Origin of the sequence: Nonomuraea sp. NPDC052129 (assembly GCF_040680095.1) — a bacterium.
In the GTDB taxonomy this organism is placed as follows: domain Bacteria; phylum Actinomycetota; class Actinomycetes; order Streptosporangiales; family Streptosporangiaceae; genus Nonomuraea.
The window spans coordinates 137299-150533 of sequence record NZ_JBFAVX010000015.1; the positions used below are offsets into that span (position 1 = coordinate 137299).

A 13235-nucleotide genomic window follows, 5' to 3' on the forward strand; every position below is an offset into this window, starting at 1 on the left:
GTTCAGGGGTTGCTATTGGCGGATTGGTCTGTGGCGGCCGTTGCCTGTGAGGTAGGTGGGCAGCAGTCCTGGGTGGTCGGGGCGCCGTCCCCGGTGCGGGGGCTTGGCGCATCCGGTGGCGTACGGCGGTCGCCGCCACGGCGAGGACCATGACGGCGGCGAAGAGGGCGATGGCGGTGGTGTGTTGGCCGATCCAGGTGGAGACGGCGGCTGAGAAGCGGGCGAGTTCGCCGTTTGGGGTGCTGGCGGTCTGGCCGGTGGCGGCTTCGAGGTCGGCAAGGCCCGAACCGCCGCGATCCGCCAGCTCGTCCTCCAAGCCCCGGCCCCTGTTGTCGCCCGCATGCTCGGCTACAACAACGAGACCGCTGCCCAGATCGCCGCCCAGCTGCTGGCCCCTGGAGCCGCTACGCCCCTGGCGATCACCAACGGTGACGAACCGGCACTTCCCGTCCACGAATACAACACAGTTGATTACGGAACCTCACCAGTTACCCCCATTCAGGCGCCGACCTCGGTCTCGCGAGGACGGGCGTCCTCGGCGGTGCGCAGGTGGCGTATGGGCGACAGCAGCACCCACACGGGTGCCAGCGCGAGACCGATACCTCCTGCCAGCAGCGCTGGGCGCAGGCCGATCAGGTCCCCCAGCAGACCGCCGGCCACGGCTCCCAGCGGGAGTACGCCGAACGACAGTGTGCGGTAGGCGGCGTTGGCCCGCCCGACCACGGCTGCGGGCACGGCGACCTGCCGCAGCGTCACCGCCTGCGAGCCTGACACCGCGATGCCGAACCCCTCCACGAAGTACGCGATGGCCAGCACGATCGGGCTGGCCGGGCCGGTCGCCAGGGGAATGGCGATGAGCGGCGTGGAAGCGATCACCATGGTCGCGATGAGTGCAGGGCCGAAGCCGAGCCGGCGCACCAGTGGCTCGGCGGCGAGCGCGCCGAGCACGGCGCCCGCCGCCGCCGCTGAGGCGATGGCGCCGATAACCCCGGCGGACAGCCCCAGGTCGTGCACGGCGTACAGGACGTAGAGGGCGGCGATGAACTGGCCGAAGAAGTTGAACGTGGCCGCCTCCAGGGCGACGGGCCGGACGTGACGGTTGCCGAAGGTCGCGCGCAGCCCTTCGGCGATCTCCTGCCGGATCTGCCGGCGCCGGCCGGGCTCCAGGGGCCGCTCGCGATGCCGGATGCGGACCAGGAACAGCGCCGAGAGCAGGAAGGACAGCGCGTCGAAGGCGAGCGCGACGGGCGCACTGAGCACCTGGATCAGCAGACCGCCCAACCCCGGCCCGGCCAGTTGGGCGAGCGAGGCGCTGAACTGCAGGCGACTGTTGGCCCGAACCAGGCTCTGGCCTGGCACGAGCGCGGGCACGTAGGCATGGTAGGCGGTATCGAACAGCACGGTCAGTGCCCCGCTCGCCAGGACGATCACGTACAGGCCCTCGATGCCCAGCACCCCGGCCAGGGCGGTGACCGGGATCAGGCCGATCACGACGGCTCGCCCCAGGTCGGCTCCGAGGAGCAGCGGCCGGCGGCGGCTACGGTCGATCCACACACCGGCGAGCAGGGTGAGCAGGAGCGCGGGTAGGTAGCCGGCGGCGTTCAGCAGGCCCATCTGGGCGGGGCCGGCGTCGAACAGCGCGACGGCGGTCAGTGGCAGCGCCACGGTGGTGATCTGGGATCCCACCTGGGAGATGGACTGCGCGGCCCACAGCGATCCGAAGTCGCGGCCTTCTACCCTCTTGAAAAGCATCACCGGGTTAGAATTAGAGCCTTCTAACCCCTTGTGTCAACTCTTATAGTTAGAGCATGCCGTTCATGTTCGTCGGAGGTTCGCTCCCGCTCGACTTCGCCAACACGGTCAGCTGGCACACCGGGCCGGAGCCGTACGACCATCTGCAGACCCCCGCCGACCTCGCGGACTGGGCGCAGCAGGCAGGGATCCTGGTGCCGGCCGGCACGCAGGCCACACTGTCCGCGGCAAGGGAACTGCGCGAGGCGCTGTTCCGCTCGTTCCTGGCCGCCATGAAGGAGAACTCCCCCGACCCTGGCGACCTGGACACGATCAACGCGCACCTGCGGGTGGCGATGGGTCACACGCGGCTGACCCCCGACCTGGCATGGGGCTGGGACGACCAGGGCTCTTGCGATCTGGCGGTATGGACGATCGCCCGGCAGGGCACCGAACTGCTCGCCTCACCCGATCTGCGGTCGGTGTCAATCTGCCAGGCCGACAACTGCGGCTGGCTCTTCCTTGACCGCCGCCATCTGCGCCGCTGGTGCACAAAGGAGGGCTGCGGCAACCGGGCCAAGGCGGCCAGGCACTACCAGCGGGCCAAAGCCCGGAGGGCGTCCCCGTCACAGAGGTAATGACGTCTCGTCTTCTTGTCCTAAATGTGGGAATGAGGCATGGCCAGGTACGTGGTTCGACACTTGGGTGCGGAAGGCGCCGTCATCGAACCGGTATGAAGATCAAACTTCCTGTGCGAACTTCTGCACGCCGACCTTCCATATCGAGTCCACACATCACCGATTTGTCCCGCACTGGAGAAGCCGGAGTTCCGAGATTGGACAATCCCGGAAGTAACTACCCTGGAGTTGCTTCTGGCCTCCCTGGCCCCTCTAGCCGCAGGACCCGGGCTTATCTGCTGGCGCTCCGGCTTCTTAAGGGATTGATGAGATGTCAGGGATCCTGAAGGTCTATCGTCCTGGTCGTTCGTCTTGCTGTGAGGGTGAAGGCGAGGTGGCCGGAGTTGGCGCTGGCGGTGGTGATGGATCGACCTCACCATCAAGCAGCAGGAGGCGGCAGGCGCGGCGCCGATATCTGCGGCACGTGCCCTGGCCGACGATGACGGGCGCGTCCAGGAATCCTGGAAGGTCGGGTCGCCCGGAGGAGTCTCACCTCCGGGCTCCCACAGATCCCGGCGTGACAGTCTCCCGTCACCGGGCTCTTCTCAACCTCACCGTCAGAACTCGGAAATCCACCGCCAGTGCGCGAAGAAGCGCGGGTATTGGCGGGTGGTTCGGTCCCAGGCCGCGAGGGCCTTCTTGAAGGTCCTCAGCCGCTTGTATTTCTTCCTCATCCAGCGCACCAGGTAGGCGTTGATGCGCCGCAGCAGCGGATGAAGCTCCGACCGGTAGAAGCGGCCGTAGTAGTTCATCCAGCCCGACACGATGGGGTTGATCCACCGTGCCAGGTCCCGCTCGGAGGCGGTAGTGCGGCGGTGCAGCCGCCAGGACCGCACCTGTTCGCTCATCCTCTTCATGGCGGTCTTGCTGACCGCCGGGCCGAAACCGGTGAACACCGTCCCGTTCCTGCTGCGCACCCCTCGTGCCCGGAAGGTGAACCCCAGGAAGTCGAACGCGGTGTGCTCGAAAGAGCTCCTGCGTCGGCCGTCCTTGCAGTAGACGATCCGGGTCTTGTCCGGGTGTAACCGCAGCCCGACCTGCTTCATCCGCTCGCCGATCGCCATGGCCAGCATGCGGGCCTGGCTTTCGCTGCGGCAATGCACCACCACATCGTCGACATAGCGCTCGAACGACACGGACGGAAATCTCCGCGCCATCCAGGTGTCGAAGGCGTAGTGCAGGAACAGGTTGGCCAGCACGGGCGAGACCGCTGATCCTTGCGGGGTTCCGCGATCACGCTCGGCCCGCGAGCCGTCGCTCGTCTGCAGCGGGGCGGCCAGCCACCGCTGCACATACAAGACGATCCAGGGCTGATCGGTGTTGGCCCGCACCGCTTTGACGATGAGATCCCACGGAACGCTGTCGAAGAACTTCTGGATGTCCAGATCGATGACCCAGTCGTTCGACCAGCAGCGTTCCCGGCACCCGGCCACCGCATCCAGCGCCGACCGGCCCGGCCGATACCCATAGGAGTCCGGATGGAACATCGGTTCCACCGCCGCCTCCAGCCGGGCGGCCACCACAGTCTGAGCGATCCGGTCCGCGACAGTCGGTATGCCGAGCGTCCGGGTGCCGCCGCCATGCGGCTTGGGTATCTCCACCGCCAGCACCGGGGGCGGGAAGTAGCTGCCCGAGGACATCCGGTTCCAGATCTTGTAGAGGTTGTTCTTCAGATCCTGCTCGAAGTCCGCGATCGTGCAGCCGTCCACGCCCGGTGCGCCCTTGTTGGCCCGCACCTTCAGATACGCGTCCCACACCTCCTGTTTGGAAATATCGAACGGCTTGCCTGCCGGTCTCTGCTCGTCCACGCGATTCCTCCCAGACCTTCCGCCTGGTTGATCTGATGCACGAACCACGGTCGAGCCGGCTCCTTCGCTCCACCCCCACCGCATCAAGCAGGGGTCTCACCGCTACTACGGGCCGGTCCGCCTGCGTGTCCCGCGACGGTACTCACTCCCTTGCGTTTCAGACGCTTGGGGAACTCCCTGCCGCCCCGCCTCGGGCATCCGGTACGGGACTGTGTCGGGACACGCCCTCCCACGTTCCGCACGAGAGCAGCAGATCAAGCTCGCGCCACCTCTGCGCCGGACACCGCCTGGCCAAGACCTCGGGCACCCGCCAGGCTTATCCCGGGCTGGGGTTAAAGGCCCGGTTTCGATGCCACTTCATACCTAACGGCGCTTCCGCGGTGAATCCCTTCATCAGGGACTTTCGATGCAACGCCTTCTTGATCCCCACCTGACGCCTCAACGGGCGCCTTTTCCCTCCACGCTCACCACGACAGTCTTCGGCTAACGCAGCTGAGGGCGGTTTGAAGCCTCCCCCCGACGGGCGGCTCCGAAGGGCCATATTTCCTTCATCTCTCGTGCAGCACCGCGTGCGATCGTTGCTACCTCACACGATCACCTCGCGTTCGTGGCACACAAACCCCTGGTAGACGGGTTGATCACCACAACCATCACCGCCGCAACCAGGGGTTCCGGATGCTGTTCGGCTCCGCGCCGACTGTGTCCGTCTCAGCTCAGGACAGAATCCTGCCCAGCCACCGGGCGCGTGCCTCGCGGGCGTTCTGAGACAGCACCGCCTGCGGCACCAGGCCGTCGAACCCGTGGAAGCCGCCGGGCCACACGTGCAGTTCGGCGCTCCCTCCGGCCTGCCAGATACGACTGGCGTAGGTGACGTCCTCGTCGCGGAAGGTCTCGGCGGATCCCACGTCGATGAAGGCGGGCGGCAGCCCGGACAGGTCCGCCGCCCGCGCCGGCGCCGCGTAGGGGGAGACGTCGTTGGTGCCCCGGGCGTCGCCGAGCAGGGCCGTCCATCCACCCTGGTTGGATGCCTGGTCCCAGACGCCCAGCCCAACCAGCTGGCGCGCTGAGGCAGTGTCGTTGCGGTCGTCGATCATCGGGCACATCAGCATCTGCGCGAACAGGGCCGGGCCGCCGCGGTCACGGGCCATCAGAGCCAGGGCCGCAGCCAGGCCACCGCCAGCGCTGCCGCCGGCGACGATGATCCGCTCAGGATGGAAGGGGTGTAGCCAAGGTAAGCCTAAAACCCACAATCGCGATCTTGGTTGAGCAAGTCGAGGCAGGTCAGCCGCTGATCCGAGGGGCGAGCAGGCTGGTGATCTCGGCGATGGCGTCCGGTGAGGGCTTGAAGTAGCGCCGCAAGTTCTCCGGTTTCTTGTGCCGGGATTTGGCCATCAGCATCAGCAGGCTCGCGCCCGCCTCGCCCAGGTGGGTCAGCGCCGAATGGCGGAATTCGTGCAGGTCCCACCCCATGCCGGGACCGTTCAGCGCGGTGTGCTCATCCAGCAGGGCGCGGGCCTGGCCGTAGGACAGGCGGGCCAGGCCGGTGTCGGGGCAGATGTCGCGGGGGCTGACGACCTTGCCGGGGCCGGGACGCCGGTGGGTGACGAAGACCGGGCCGCGGGTGCGGCCTTTGAGCAGGCGAGGCAGCAGCCGAGCGGCGCCGGCGTCCCAGTAGACGGTCTCCAGCACGAAGTCCTCGCGAGCCTGACCGCGGCGGCGAGTCTTGGCGCGGGCGCCCTTGGCCTTGACCCGCGCCTGGCGGGCCGTCAGGTCCAGGTCCTCGATGTTGAGGGTGAGGATTTCCTCGGCCCGGGCGGCCGTCTCATACAGGAGCCTGTAGAGGGTCTTCTCCCGAAGGCCGACGTCGCGGCGTGCGATCAGTCGGTCGATCGCGGTCTTGGAGCGAGCGGGGGTCTGGCTGTCAGGTGCGGCCAGTCGCCTGGCCCAGGCGGGTACGGCCGGGCGGCGTGGCCGCGGTCGCGGCACCAGGCCAGCCAGGACAGTACGGCGGCGCGGCGGGCGTTCCAGGTGTTGACGGCCGCACCGCCCCACAGTGCCTCCAGGGCCTCGCCGATCTCGTCGTCGGCCACCGCCGCGAGGGGGCGGTGCTCGCCGAGCCGGAGCGCGATCTTGCCGACGCCGGCGGCGTAGGCGCGCACGGTGTTGGGGTTGGGCACGGTGTCGAGGAAGGCGTCGGCCGCGGCGCGGACCGTCAGGTGCTGGGCGGCTGGCAGCGGCGTCACGGCGGGCACGGCGTCCTCCTTGTCGCAGATAACAGGGCCGCTTCACGCAGCGGCCCGCATTCGTTACCGCAGGTCGTGATCAGCGGTGCCACAGATAATAGAGTGTTATCTGTGGCGTGCTACATCTCCTTGTGCGGCACATCGTCCAAAGGCTCAGGTCGAGGAGTGCGGCGTCCTCGCGCGGCGCGCATGCTCCACGTCGAGCCCTAGGGATCTGAGCAGGTCGAGCAGTTCGGCGTGGTAGAGCTTGGCGGGGTCGCCGGTCTGCGTGCCGAGATGGCCGTAGACCTCCAGGGAGATCAGGCCGTGCATGCGGCCCCACATGCGCAGTGCGAGGGCAACGGCAGCCGGGGGCAGGTCGGGGAAGTGTTCGCGGATGGTGTCGGCCAGGCCGGGTGAGAAGTCCGACCACTGGTGGTCGGTGGATGCCTGGGTGGCTTTCGCGTACGGCCAGGCGGCTGCGGCCAGTTCGGTGAGTCCCAAGCAGGCACGTTTGGCGGCCTCGGGGGCCGGTCCTCCGGTCGGCGCGTGGTAGCCGGCGACCGGATCTCCGTAGATGAGCCGGAAGCCTTCGGGGTTGGCCAGCGACCAGACGCGTAGGGCCTGCCCCCAGGCCAGGATCCGGCCGGCGATGTCGTCGGGGGCGACGGCGTCGCGTGCAGCCTCCACCTGGTCCAGCAGCGAGGAGTAGATGTCGTTGATCAACGTGGTGATCAACGCGTCGCGGGTCTCGAAGTAGCTGTAGATGGCGCTGCCGCTCATCCCCATCTCGCGGCCGATCGCCCGCAGCGAGACCGCGTCGGGGCCGCCCTCGGTCAGGTGCTTGAGCGCGATGGCTTTGATCTCCGCGGTGGTCTGCGCCCGCAACCGTGCCCGCCGGCCCACTGTCTGCTCTTGCACGCTTGACAGCTTACACCGCTACGTTAGAGTACGGCGCACCAAGTTTGAACGCCGTTCTGACTTTGAACGGCGACAGGATCCATGTAACTGAGAGAAGAGTTCGTGATGAAAGCCAGGACAGTCCTGTTCGACGAGCTCGGCGGTCCCGAGGTGCTCTACCTCGCCGACGTGGAAATCGGTGAACCCGGCCCCGGCCAAGTGCGGGTGCGCATCGACGCCTTCGGACTCAACCGGGGCGAGGTGTTCCTGCGCACCGGCCGGTACTACTACGACGCGGTGCTGCCCGGCTCGCGCCTGGGAACCGAGGCCGCCGGCGTGGTGGAGGCCATCGGACCCGGCGTGACCGGCTACGCCGCCGGAGAAGCGGTCAGCATCGTGGCCAAGCCGAGCGACGAGGGGATGTCCGTCCACGGCATCTACGCCGACCGGGCCATCGTGGCGGCCGAGCGGCTGATCCGCCGTCCGGAACACATGGACGCCGTGACCGGCGCGGCCATCTGGGTGCCCGCGTTCACCTCCTACGGCGCACTGGTCGAGGTCGGCAGACTGCAGCCCGGCGATGATGTGGTCGTCACGGCCGCCTCCAGCAGCGTCGGCCTGGCCGCCGTCCAAATCGCCGCCCACCTGGGCGCCACGCCCATCGCGGTGACCAGGACCGGCGCCAAAACCGACCGGCTTCTGGCCGCGGGCGCCAAGCACGTGATCGCCGCCGACGACGGCAACGTGGTCAAGCAGGTGCACGCCCTCACCGGCGAGCGCGGCGCGCGGCTGATCTTCGACGGCGTCGCCGGTCCCGGCCTGCCCGACCTGGCGCAGGCGGTGGCCCCTGACGGCATGCTGATCGTCTACGGTTCCCTGGACGGGCGGCCCACCCCGCTGCCGATGTGGTGGCCGATCAACGTCTACGGCTACGCCATCTTCCACCTGTTCGCCGATGAGGAGCGGGTCCTCCGGGCCGAGACCTTCATCACCGATGGCCTGCGAGCCGGAGCGCTCGCCCCGGTCATCGACCGCACCTTCGACCTGACCGACATCGTCGAGGCCCACCGCTACATGGAGTCCAACACCCAGGTCGGCAAGATCGTCGTCACCGTCCGGCACTGACAGGAGAAACCCATGAACTACGCCGAGCTCATCCACCGGTTCATCGAGGCCATCAACGACACCGACGCCGCCTCCCGGCGCGCCACCATCAAGGAGATCCTCACCCCCGACTGCACCTACACCGACCCGGAGACCGCCGTCGAAGGACACGATGCGCTGGATGCGGCGTTCGCCGCCCTGCAGCAGCGGATCCCGCCTGGTTTCCGCTTCGGCCTGAGTGCCCCGGTCGACGTGCACCATCGTCAGGCCCGTTTCTTCTGGCGGTTCGGCGATCCCAAAGCCGACACCCCCGCCGCGACTGGCTCCGACGTCGCCGTCTTCGCCGACGGGCGCATCCGCCACCTGTACGCCTTCTTCGACGCCACCACCAGCTGACCCCACCACCCGGGAAGAACCATGTCCTCCGCCACCCGACGGCTGTTGACCGTCACGGCCATCACCGTCTGCGCCCTGCTGACCGGCGCCGCTGCCGCATTTCCGGACACCGCCCGGCAGCCCTCAGCCGCCACCGGACCCGGCTGGAGCGCGACCTGGACCGCCGCGCCACAGCGCCCCAGCATCAGCTTCGCTCCCAACTGGTCACAGCAGGGCTTCACCCGCCAGACCGTGCGCCAGATCGTCCGGATCAGCGCCGGCGGTAAAGCCGCCCGGATCCGGCTGTCCAACCGCTACGGCACCACCTCGCTCACCATCGACCAAGCCACCATCGCCCGCACCGACCGCGGAGCCGCCATCGAACCGGGATCGCTGCGCCACCTGACCGTCCGCGGCAAGCGCGCCTTCACCGTCCCGGCCGGGACCGACCTCGTCACCGACCCGGTACCACTGGACCTGGCCGCCTTGGAATCGGTCACCATCACGTTCTTCGCGACCCAGCCGACGGGCCCGGCCACCTATCACGCGCAAGCCCTCGCCACCACCTACCGGGCCGCCGACGATCACGCCGCGGACATCGGCGCCGCCGCCTTCACCGACACCTCGCAGTCCTGGTACTACCTCACCGGCGTGGACGTGATCACCACGGCGCCTCGCGGCGGCGTGGTCACCTTCGGCGACTCCCTCACCGACGGAGCCGGCAGCAGCACCGACGCCAACAACCGCTACCCCGATGAACTCGCCGAGCGCCTGGCCGCCGCCGGCACCCCCCGCGCCGTGCTGAACCAAGGCATCGCCGGCAACCGCGTCACCGTCGACTCGGCCTGGTTCGGCGACAAGGCCACCGCCCGCTTCCGCCGAGACGTCCTCGGCCAGCCAGGCGTGCGCACCGTCATCATCCTGGCCGGCATCAACGACATCGGCATCGGCGAACTGGCGGCGGCGCCTCCCTCCCCGATCTTCGCCCCCTACCCCGACGTCTCCGCCGGCCAGGTCATCGCGGGACTTCGCGAACTGATCCAGATAGGCCACGCCAAGCACCTGCGCGTAATCGGCGCGACGGTGATGCCGGTCAAGGGATCGGCCTACTACACCGCCCGCAGTGAGGCCAAGCGCGAGGCCATCAACGCCTGGATTCGCACCTCTGCCCCGTTCGACGCGGTGGTGGATCTCGACCGCGTCACCGCCTCACCCGCCGACCGCGACCGGCTCAACCCCGCCTACGACTCAGGCGATCACCTCCACCTCAACGACGCCGGGTACCGAGCCATCGCGGGCGCCATCCACCCGGCCGACCTCGGCTGAACGTCCGAACCCCGCCTGTTGCCGATCGCCTCCACCTGCCGCGCCCTGGCACCGCACTTGTGGAGGCCATCGTGTCAATGGGGTCGTTGTCGGCAATCACCCCGCGCTGGCCGAAATGCAGCCACTCGGCGAAGCCGTTGTAGGCCTCCACCTTGTTGGTCGCCGCGGTCACCCGCCGGCGCAACGGGGCGACCGACAAGTACCGCAACAACTGCACCGTCCTGATCACCCGCCCCACCTCGCGGAAGGCGGCGTAGTGGGCGTTCTTGCGCGAGCCGGAGCGCAGCCGGCGCAGCAGCAGCGTGGAGGAGATGGCGTTCTCCCGGATGGAGACCGCCACCCGCAGCAGGTCCCGGAAATGGGTCTCGATCAGCGTCCAATCGATGACGTTCTTGCCCCGCTCGCCGAACAACGCGTCGATGTGCCGGTACCGGGTGGCGCGGCCGGGCCGGTAGAAGGTCAGGTCCTTCCAGTTGCGGATGCGCGGCATCAGCTCAAACCCGAGCAGGTGCGCCAGAGTAAAGACCGGGAAGCTCTGGCCTTGGGTATCGGCATGGATCGTGGTCGGCTTGACCTCCGAGGCGTTCTGCAACAGCCCGTCGATGATGTAGACCGCCTCCCACGCCCCACAGGGGATAAATCGGGTGAACAAAGCGATGTAGGTGTCGGCGACGTGGTGGTAGGCGATCCCGCCGGGCTTTCCGTACCGGACGCTGGTCTCGGCGAGCAGGTTGTTGAGGTAGGTGTCCATATGGGTGCCGTTGCCCCACACCCGCGACATGTCGAGCCGGGCGTGCGCGTTGACCACGTCCGCGATCGCCTCGTTCAGCTTGGGAATGGAGAAGTGCCGGTTGGCGGCCATGGACAGCTCGTGCCCGCTCACTCCGGGGATGTGCCGGGCGGCCTCCCACATCTCATCGATCTGCCGGTGCGCGGCTATCAGTTCGGGGACCTGGTCCTCCGCAGCGCACGCACGGCACCAAACCCTTATGTCGTCTTCCGTGGGATTCTGCCGTCCCAGCTCGATCCTGGAAATCTTGGAGTCGCGCATCCCGGATCGAGCTGAGAGCTGGCGGCCGTTGAGATTGGCGTCCAGGCGTAGGGCGCGAAGCCTCTGCCCGAACGCCTTTCGGGCAGCTTGTACTTGGTCTTGTTCAGACAAGGGCGGAACGCTGTCAGGCGGGCCGGTAGTCGCGGTGCGGGATGGCCAGGTCCCACAGAGCCGAGAATACGTCAGCGCAGTGCTTCAGGATGGCGGGGTCTCGGTAGAGCTGAATCTCGGCGCGCTTGTCCGTCCCGTCGAAGACGTTGAACACGACTGTCTCACCGTCGAGCAACCAGAAGTCATTCCCTGACAGGCTCAACGTTGAGGTCAGCCGTCGTGGCACCCAACGCAGGTCCTCCCCAGCCTCGACCTTGAGGCCATTCGTCGCCTCGAAGCACCACCGCTGGTACGCGGAAAGAGGTTCTGACACCACGCACACGCGACGGTATGTCTTGCCCTCCGCAACCCCAGCCTTGACCCGATCACACCACGGCTTGAGAACGCGAGGGACTTCCTCCCGGTCGCCTGCCTGCCAGTTGGCGAACAGATCAGCGTCTATGCCGTAGTTGTCCCGCATCTCGACGTGGAGTGCTTCCCGGCTGATGTTGTTGACCAGATCAGCTCGTTCCTTCGGAGAGATCAACTCCATAGTGCTCCCTCACGTACTTGCGGACGAACGCGTTCATGGTGCGGTCAGAGAGTTCCCCGAACGTCTCGTCTTCCCCGAGGCCGATGAGCTGCGCCCCTACCCTGGAGCCGCGCTTCTTGACCTGTACGAGCCAAGACCCTCGATCTGTCCGGTAGAACGTCTCGCACTCGTTGTCCTGATTGGAATCGGGGTCCTTGCAGTAGAAGGTTAGAGAGAGATCATCTGCATCACCGTAGGATTGCACGAGATTTCGCCCTCCTGGTCTAATGCCGTGAGCACCAAGAGTCGCGCGACGGACACACAGAGTCACGAGCTTCTTGCTCGTGAGCTGACCTGGCCATCTAGCGTACTGGGATGGGTCATCAGCAAGTCGGCACCCATGCTGATGTCAGCCACAAACAGCCCGGAACAGGAAGAAGCCCCAGACTCCCGGCATGTGCCGCGAGCTGGGGCTGTGACTCCTGTTGAACGGGTCTGGTGGACGATACTGGGATTGAACCAGTGACCCCTTCCGTGTCAGGGAAGTGCTCTCCCGCTGAGCTAATCGTCCTTGGAGGTGGAGACGGGATTTGAACCCGTGTGGACGGCTTTGCAGGCCGCTGCCTCGCCTCTCGGCCACTCCACCGAGTCGCCCATCCGAGCGGAAGACGGGATTCGAACCCGCGACCCTCACCTTGGCAAGGTGATGCTCTACCACTGAGCCACTTCCGCGTTGCCCCATAACTCTAGCGGGTTTTCCGACCGGATGCTCACTTGCGGAGCTGGCGGGCCACGCTCCGTTCCGTCGCGGGCAGGCTGAGGAAGATCTCCAGGATGCGGGTGAGGCGGTGCACCTCGATGCGGTGGAAGGCCGGGCCGTCGCTCCTGGCCAGGAGCAGGGTGAGGGCCAGCGGCGGGAGCGGGGCGTGGATGACGTGCAGGCCGTCGTCGAGCGTGAGGGCCATCGGGCGAGACGGTACGTCCTTCGGCAGCGTCACCTGCTGCGGCGCGCGCCAGCTGGCGTAGATGACGCCGCGCTCGGCGGCGGTGGCGGCCCAGTCGGCGCTGAACAGCACCGGCAGTGAGTCGACCAGGGTGGTCAGCGCCCTGTCGCCCGCCGTGGTGATGTATTTGAGGATCTCCAGCTCCGGATAGGTGCCCGGAGCCTCTCGGGTGGTCCAGATGCCTTCGACTGCCACGTCGGCGACGCTCTGCAGGCTCTTGAGCAGGGTCTGCTTGGGGGTGCCGTCGGGGCAGAAGACCGTGATGTCGTCGACGGCGCGGCCGGCGCCCCTGTCGAGAACGGTGAACTGGGTGATGTCGGCGCCGACCGTGCCGAGGACTCGGGTGATCTGTGCCAGCGAACCCGGCCGGTCGGGCAGTGCGATGCGTACTCGCAGAAGCATCCGTCCCCTCCCC

Annotated in this window: 14 protein-coding genes and 3 tRNA genes; 4 read left to right on the plus strand and 13 right to left on the minus strand. The window is 67.5% G+C overall.

Annotated features, from left to right (window positions below):
* Window positions 1–498: 498 nt before the first annotated feature.
* Entirely contained in the window at window positions 499–1752 is a 1254-nt protein-coding gene (locus AB0L53_RS30090) for an MFS transporter (protein ID WP_364001044.1), read from the minus strand.
* A 56-nt stretch (window positions 1753–1808) separates the two neighbouring features.
* On the opposite strand from AB0L53_RS30090, the gene AB0L53_RS30095 reads away from it, so the two are divergent.
* Entirely contained in the window at window positions 1809–2369 is a 561-nt protein-coding gene (locus AB0L53_RS30095; RefSeq protein ID WP_364000724.1) for an ABATE domain-containing protein, read from the plus strand.
* A gap of 596 nt (window positions 2370–2965) precedes the next feature.
* On the opposite strand, the gene ltrA is transcribed toward AB0L53_RS30095, so the two are convergent.
* From ltrA to AB0L53_RS30120, 5 genes are all read right to left on the minus strand, one after another.
* Entirely contained in the window at window positions 2966–4216 is a 1251-nt protein-coding gene (gene ltrA / locus AB0L53_RS30100) for a group II intron reverse transcriptase/maturase (protein WP_364000728.1), read from the minus strand.
* Between the two features lie 713 nt (window positions 4217–4929).
* A complete protein-coding gene (locus AB0L53_RS30105; protein WP_364000731.1) occupies window positions 4930–5466 on the minus strand; it encodes an alpha/beta hydrolase in 537 nt (178 codons plus the stop codon).
* A gap of 31 nt (window positions 5467–5497) precedes the next feature.
* The gene (locus AB0L53_RS30110; protein ID WP_364000733.1) at window positions 5498–6202 is read right to left on the minus strand and encodes a site-specific integrase; all 705 of its coding nucleotides are present in this window, start codon (window positions 6200–6202) and stop codon (window positions 5498–5500) included.
* Complete coding sequence (locus AB0L53_RS30115; protein ID WP_364000736.1) at window positions 6094–6468, minus strand: hypothetical protein; 375 nt, start codon at window positions 6466–6468, stop codon at window positions 6094–6096. Before AB0L53_RS30115 ends, AB0L53_RS30110 begins: the two co-directional genes overlap by 109 nt.
* A gap of 144 nt (window positions 6469–6612) precedes the next feature.
* A complete protein-coding gene (locus tag AB0L53_RS30120; RefSeq protein WP_364000739.1) occupies window positions 6613–7359 on the minus strand; it encodes a TetR/AcrR family transcriptional regulator in 747 nt (248 codons plus the stop codon).
* Window positions 7360–7464: 105 nt separating this feature from the next.
* Here AB0L53_RS30120 and AB0L53_RS30125 point away from each other — a divergent pair, with 105 nt between their 5' ends.
* From AB0L53_RS30125 to AB0L53_RS30135, 3 genes are read left to right on the plus strand one after another with little or no spacing between them, the layout of a single operon-like run.
* Window positions 7465–8463 (plus strand): zinc-dependent alcohol dehydrogenase family protein, encoded by a 999-nt coding sequence (locus AB0L53_RS30125; protein ID WP_364000741.1) that lies wholly within the window; start codon window positions 7465–7467, stop codon window positions 8461–8463.
* A 12-nt stretch (window positions 8464–8475) separates the two neighbouring features.
* A complete protein-coding gene (locus AB0L53_RS30130; protein ID WP_364000744.1) occupies window positions 8476–8838 on the plus strand; it encodes a nuclear transport factor 2 family protein in 363 nt (120 codons plus the stop codon).
* Window positions 8839–8859: 21 nt separating this feature from the next.
* Window positions 8860–10143 carry an SGNH/GDSL hydrolase family protein gene (locus AB0L53_RS30135; RefSeq protein ID WP_364000747.1) on the plus strand — a complete coding sequence of 428 codons (1284 nt, stop codon included), beginning with the start codon at window positions 8860–8862 and terminating at the stop codon, window positions 10141–10143.
* Here the strand turns inward: AB0L53_RS30135 and AB0L53_RS30140 are convergent.
* The 7 genes from AB0L53_RS30140 to AB0L53_RS30170 form a co-directional block, all read right to left on the minus strand.
* Window positions 10085–11305: a Tn3 family transposase gene (locus tag AB0L53_RS30140; RefSeq protein WP_364000750.1), complete on the minus strand. Its 1221-nt coding sequence runs from the start codon at window positions 11303–11305 to the stop codon at window positions 10085–10087. The genes AB0L53_RS30135 and AB0L53_RS30140 overlap by 59 nt on opposite strands.
* Before the next feature lie 13 nt (window positions 11306–11318).
* Window positions 11319–11837 carry a DUF6879 family protein gene (locus AB0L53_RS30145; RefSeq protein ID WP_364000753.1) on the minus strand — a complete coding sequence of 173 codons (519 nt, stop codon included), beginning with the start codon at window positions 11835–11837 and terminating at the stop codon, window positions 11319–11321.
* A complete protein-coding gene (locus AB0L53_RS30150; RefSeq protein ID WP_364000756.1) occupies window positions 11806–12081 on the minus strand; it encodes a hypothetical protein in 276 nt (91 codons plus the stop codon). The genes AB0L53_RS30145 and AB0L53_RS30150 overlap by 32 nt, the downstream gene beginning before the upstream one ends.
* A gap of 231 nt (window positions 12082–12312) precedes the next feature.
* Window positions 12313–12387, minus strand: a tRNA-Val gene (locus tag AB0L53_RS30155).
* Window position 12388: 1 nt separating this feature from the next.
* Window positions 12389–12462 (minus strand) — tRNA-Cys (locus AB0L53_RS30160).
* 14 nt (window positions 12463–12476) lie between these two features.
* Window positions 12477–12548 (minus strand) — tRNA-Gly (locus tag AB0L53_RS30165).
* Between the two features lie 38 nt (window positions 12549–12586).
* Window positions 12587–13222: an ACT domain-containing protein gene (locus AB0L53_RS30170; RefSeq protein ID WP_357959398.1), complete on the minus strand. Its 636-nt coding sequence runs from the start codon at window positions 13220–13222 to the stop codon at window positions 12587–12589.
* Window positions 13223–13235: the final 13 nt, after the last annotated feature.

Coding starts and splice junctions, on each gene's coding strand:
- AB0L53_RS30135 (WP_364000747.1), top strand. CDS start 8,860: ATGTCCTCCGCCACCCGACGGCTGTTGACCGTCACGGCCATCACCGTC.
- AB0L53_RS30125 (WP_364000741.1), top strand. CDS start 7,465: ATGAAAGCCAGGACAGTCCTGTTCGACGAGCTCGGCGGTCCCGAGGTG.
- AB0L53_RS30095 (WP_364000724.1), top strand. CDS start 1,809: ATGCCGTTCATGTTCGTCGGAGGTTCGCTCCCGCTCGACTTCGCCAAC.
- AB0L53_RS30145 (WP_364000753.1), bottom strand. CDS start 11,837: ATGGAGTTGATCTCTCCGAAGGAACGAGCTGATCTGGTCAACAACATC.
- AB0L53_RS30090 (WP_364001044.1), bottom strand. CDS start 1,752: ATGCTTTTCAAGAGGGTAGAAGGCCGCGACTTCGGATCGCTGTGGGCC.
- AB0L53_RS30170 (WP_357959398.1), bottom strand. CDS start 13,222: ATGCTTCTGCGAGTACGCATCGCACTGCCCGACCGGCCGGGTTCGCTG.
- AB0L53_RS30130 (WP_364000744.1), top strand. CDS start 8,476: ATGAACTACGCCGAGCTCATCCACCGGTTCATCGAGGCCATCAACGAC.